Raw genomic sequence first — 550 nt, 5'->3', positions numbered from 1 at the left:
AACTTAGCTCGACTAAATAGATGTTTAGTTGAGCTATGTCGCTAAATGACGCGAATATGCTGCTAAATGCTTTGATCTGACCAATTAGAGGTTGTTGAGGTGGCGTTGAAAACACCCTCCATTAAAGAACTTGTCGTAGCACTTGATCTTGAGCCCCATGTGGAAGGCGGCTACTACCGCAGAACGTATCAGTCAGACGATATGATCACAACGACCGGCGGCCAGCGTTACCGGATGACGTCGATTTACTATTTGTTAACGGAAGATTCTCCCGTCGGCCATTTCCATATGAACCAGTCCGACATCGTTCATTACTATCATCTGGGCGATGCCATTGAGTGCTCGCTGATTTCCCCGGACGGCACATTGGAGACCGTCATGATGGGCAGCGATGTCATCGCGGGAGAATGTTTACAACTGCATGTACCTGGCGGTGTTTGGAAAGCTTCGCGGCTTATGAAGGGATCGTCGCGATTCGCGTCTGATCAGTGAAGCAGTGTCGCCAGGGTTTGATTACGCGGATATGCAATTGGGTGATCGACAAGAGCTC

The 550-nt window shown here is 49.3% G+C and carries 1 pseudogene; it reads left to right on the top strand.

Annotation, left to right across the window (positions count from 1 at the left end):
- Positions 1-99: 99 nt before the first annotated feature.
- Positions 100-550 (top strand): annotated as a pseudogene (locus AC1DRJ_RS31965) (cupin domain-containing protein); the annotation flags it as partial.

It is taken from the genome of Pseudomonas sp. P5_B2 (assembly GCF_056400445.1).
The sequence above is the reverse complement of the archived record's forward strand: the minus strand, read 5'-3'. Positions and strand labels throughout refer to the sequence as shown.